Here is a 4,219-nt window from a genome sequence, read left to right as displayed (position 1 = left end):
ATCGGCACCTTCAGCCCCGCCACGTCGAGGGCGGTGCGGAAGCGCTTGACCGCCTGCTCGCGGGCGGCCTCGCCAGCGGCGCCGGCCGCGCCCGAGGTGCCCGCGCCGTCGGTGTCCGCCGCGCCGGAGTCGACGCCGCCGGGGGCTCCTGCGCCGGTTGCGCGGAGGTCCGTACCGCCCGGGCGGAGCGCGGCGCCGTCCGTACCGGCCGCGGTGGCCGCGCCGCCATCCGCCGCGGTGACCCCGCGGGCGAAGGCCTCGCCCACGCCACCGTCCCCGTCTCCGTCGCGGGGCGGGCCGGCACCGGCGCCGGGGCCTGCGCAGGGGTTCGCGCTGGCCCGCCTCGGGCACTCCGCGTACGGGCAGCACACCGGTCCCGAACTGGAGACCTGGCGCAGCAGCTGGGTGTGGCAGCGGTGGGGCCTGGTGGCGGGCGGGCAGCGGTTCGGGCAGGGGATCACCGTCGCCTCCCGCTCCACGGTGGAGATCACCCTCAACCGGCAGTGCACCCGCTTCTCGGCACGGGCCGGGGTGGACGGGCTGTCGCTGCTGACCGACGGGACGGTGCGGTTCTCCGTGTACGGCGACGGTCAGCGGCTGTGGCGTTCGGACGCGCTCGGGTACGGCGACGCCCCCGTGCCGGTCGACGTGCCCCTGGCCGGGCGCACGACGCTGCGGCTCGTGGTGGAGCAGGCCGCACCGGGACACCTGCCGACGCTGGCGAGCTGGGCCGACGCGGTGATCAGCTGCCGCTGACGCCGGCGTCCACCGTGAAGGCGGACAGTACGGCGGCCACCTCGGCCGGGGTCAGGGTCCGGCCCTCGGCTTCCGCCTGAGCCTGGCCGGCCGCCCCGAGGGCCGCGCGGGTGCGCTCCGGAAGTCCCTCCAGGGCGGCCTCCTCCGGCACCGGGCGGGGCCGGCCCGCGCGCCATGAGGTGGCCGCGGCGAGCACTCGTACGCTCTCGGCCGGATGCCCGGCGTCGGCCAGCAGCAGGGACGCCGTCTCGGCGAGACCGGCCAGGAAGCGTTCGGCGCAGCGCGCGCCGGCCGCCTCGGCGAGGGCGGGCCCGATCCTGGCCAGGCCCGCCTCCGGGCCCCGGGCGCGGGCGGCCAGGACGGCCTCGGCCAGATCGAGCCCGGCGGTGAGCTGCGGGGGCGTGGTGATCCGTGCGGCTTCGGCGCGGGCCCGGGCGCAGGCGGCCGCCGCCCGGGGGAAGTCGCCGTTCCGGAGGGCGAGCAGGGCGGTCAGGAGTCCGGCGAAGGTGGTCACGTCGTACACCGCGCCGCGCTCGTCGGCTTCGTGCACGGCCTCGGCGAGGAGCCGTTCGGCACTCTCGTAGTCCCCGGCGCAGAAGGCGGTTTCCGCGATGCGGGCGATCGCGAAGGGCGCCTCGATGTGGGCGCCGACCTCGCGGGCCAGCCGCAGGCACTCCTCGTACGCGGCGCGGGCGCTGTCGTACTGGCCGCGTGCGAGCGCGGCCTCTCCGGACGCGCTGGCCACCTGGGCGCGGATCCAGCGGTCCCCGACGCGGTCGGCGATGGCGTGGAGCTCGGCGAGGTCGGCGTCGGCGGTGTCGAGGCCGCCGGTCATGTCGAGCGCCGCGTGGGTGCGCATCAGCAGGGTGACGCCGAGTTCCCAGTCGCCCGCGTGGCGCCGGCAGTTGGCGACGGTCGTCTCGAGTTCGGTGTGGAAGTGGGCGGCCTCGCCGGTGAGGAAGGAGGTGGCGGGCCAGAGCATGCCGGGGAAGACGGTGCTTTCCGGGCAGCCCCGGCGGAAGGCCGCCTTGACGCGGGCGGCGCGGGCGCGCTGCTCGGGCGTGCGGAACCCCTCCAGGCCCGTGCTCTCGGCGATCAGGAAGACGTGGAGGATCTCCAGGCGCATGAAGTGCCAGTACGCCGGGGTGCCCTCGGGCGGGTCAGCGGGGGTCCGGGCGAGGACCCGGCCGGTCCATTCGGCGCCCTCGACGCGGTAGTTGCGCAGCCACCAGAACCAGCTGAGGGCGAAGACGAGGCGCCGGGCGATCTCCGGGCCGGTCCCTTCGGGGTCGCCGTCGGTGGCGGTGTGGAGGGCGCCGCGGAGGTTGTCGAGCTCGGTCTCGACGCGCCGGATCCAGGGGAGCTGGCCCGGGGAGCGCAGCAGCGGCTCGGCCCGCTCGGCGAGGGCGAGGTAGTGGCCGGCGTGCCGCAGGGCGGTGGCGCGGGCGTCGTCGGGGTCCTCGGCGAGGCGCTCGGCGGCGTACTCGTGGATGGTCTCCAGCATGCGGTAGCGCATGCCGTCGGGCTCGGGGACGGCCACGACGAGGGACTTGTCGACGAGGGCCGCCATGGTGTCGGCGGCGCCGGGCGCGCGGGCGTCGCCGCAGACGGCTTCGGCGGCGTCCAGGTCGCAGCCGCCGGCGAAGACGGACAGCCGGGCGAGGACGGTGCGCTCGGCCGCGTCGAGGAGGTCCCAGGACCAGTCGACGACGGCGCGCAGGGTCTGCTGGCGGGGCAGGACGGTACGGGCGCCGCCGGTCAGCAGGCGGAAGCGGTCGTCGAGGCGGTCGGCGATCTGGCGCGGGGTGAGCAGGCGCAGCCGGGCGGCGGCCAGCTCGATGGCGAGCGGCAGCCCGTCCAGGCGGTCGCAGATCTCGGCGACGGCGGCCGGGTCCTCGACGGGGCTGAAGCCGGGGCGGGCGGCGGCGGCACGGTCGGCGAAGAGGCGGTGCGCGGGGCCGGGCGGCAGCGGATCGAGCGGGCGCAGGAACTCGCCGGGCACGCCGAGGGGTTCGCGGCTGGTGGCGAGGATCCGCACGCCGGGGCAGTGGGTGAGGAGGCGTTCGGCGAGTTCGGCGGCGGCCCCGATGACGTGCTCGCAGTTGTCGAGGACGAGGAGCAGGCGGCGGTGTGCGCAGTGTTCGACGAGGACGGCGGTGGGGTCGTCGTGGGCGGCGGTCTTCTCCCGGGCGACGAGGCCGTTGTCGCGCAGGCCGAGGGCGCTGAGGACGGCGCCGGGGACGGCGGCGAGGTGGTCGAGGCGGGCGAGTTCGACGAGCCAGCCGGAGCCGGGGCGGGCGGCGGCCGCGTGCTCGGCGAGGCGGGTCTTGCCGGAACCGCCGGGGCCGGTGAGGGTGACGAGGCGTACGCGGTCCAGGTCCTCGGCAAGGGCGGCGAGTTCGGGCTCGCGGCCGACGAAGGAGGTCAGGCGGGGGCGGATGTTGCCGCGGGGCTGCGGGGGCGGGGCCTGGAGCAGTTCGGCGTGCAGCGCGCGCAGCCGCGGGCCGGGGTCCGCGCCGAGGCCTTCGGCGAGGTCGCGGCGGGTGCGCTCGTATGCGGCGAGGGCGTCGGCGGGGCGGCCCGCGGCGCGCAGGGCACGGAGCTGCTGGGCGCGCAGTGGTTCGTCGTACGGATGCTCCTGGATCAGCGCCTCGATCTCCGGCAGGAGTGCGGCGGGGGCGGTGGCGCCGCTGCGCAGGTCGGCCTCGATGCGGTCCCGCAGGGCGGCGGCGCGGCGGGCTTCGCAGGCGGCGGCGTGTGCGGTGCGGGCGGGTTCGGGGAGGTCGGCCAGGGCGGGGCCGCGCCACAGGGCGAGGGCCTCGCGCAGGGTGGTGGCGGCGGTGGCGGGGTCGGCGGTGAGCTGCTCGGCGCCGAGGGCCGCGAGGCGGGTGAAGCGGTGGAGGTCGACGTCCTCGCGGGTGGCGGCGAGGCGGTAGCCGCCGGCGGGGTCGGCGTGGACGGCTTCGCGGGAGCCGAGGGTGCGGCGCAGGCGGGAGACGAGGGCCTGGAGGGCGGCGGGGGCGTCCTGGGGCGGGTCGTCGCCCCAGACCTCGTCGACCAGGTCGGTGACGGAGGCGGCGCCGGGGGCGCCGGCGCGCAGGGCGAGGGCGGTGAGGAGCGCGCGCAGGCGGGCGCCGCCGGGGGTGAGGGGGGCGCCGGTGTCGTCGCGGGCCGTGGTGGTGCCGAGGATGAGGTACCGCACCGGGGCCATTCTGCCTTGGCCCTGCGGGGCGGGCGGGGGCGGGCGGCTGCCGCCGCCGGGGTGCCGCTGGGCGAGGCCGTACCCCGGCGCTTCAGCTACCGCCGGAGCTCGGGGCCGCCGCGGCGGCCCGTCGGCGGCCGCCGGGGCGGAACCTGCCGGGCCGTCACCGGGCCGACGGGGCGGGAGCCCAGCGGGGCGGCTGCCGCCGAGGGGGTGACGCCGGACGAGGCCGTACCCCCGCGCTTCAGCTACCGCCGGGGC

At 78.3% G+C, this 4,219-nt stretch carries 3 protein-coding genes and 1 pseudogene; 2 read left to right on the top strand and 2 right to left on the bottom strand.

Annotated elements, in window-relative coordinates:
- Positions 1–266 (bottom strand): annotated as a pseudogene (locus tag AB0D45_RS34615) (hypothetical protein); the annotation flags it as partial.
- Between AB0D45_RS34615 and AB0D45_RS34610 the strand changes: the two are divergent.
- On the top strand, positions 238–756 hold the full coding sequence (locus AB0D45_RS34610) for an NPCBM/NEW2 domain-containing protein (protein WP_362466632.1): 519 nt from the start codon (positions 238–240) through the stop codon (positions 754–756). The pseudogene AB0D45_RS34615 and the gene AB0D45_RS34610 overlap by 29 nt on opposite strands.
- Here AB0D45_RS34610 and AB0D45_RS34605 read toward each other — a convergent pair.
- Entirely contained in the window at positions 743–3,958 is a 3,216-nt protein-coding gene (locus AB0D45_RS34605) for a BTAD domain-containing putative transcriptional regulator (RefSeq protein ID WP_362466629.1), read from the bottom strand. The genes AB0D45_RS34610 and AB0D45_RS34605 overlap by 14 nt on opposite strands.
- Positions 3,959–3,973: 15 nt before the next feature.
- Between AB0D45_RS34605 and AB0D45_RS34600 the strand changes: the two genes are divergently transcribed.
- A partial coding sequence (locus tag AB0D45_RS34600; RefSeq protein WP_362466626.1) for a hypothetical protein occupies positions 3,974–4,219 on the top strand: 246 nt, incomplete at its 3' end.

It is taken from the genome of Streptomyces sp. NPDC048352 (assembly GCF_040651895.1).
Classification (GTDB): Bacteria; Actinomycetota; Actinomycetes; order Streptomycetales; family Streptomycetaceae; genus Streptomyces.
The sequence above is the reverse complement of the archived record's forward strand: the minus strand, read 5'-3'. Positions and strand labels throughout refer to the sequence as shown.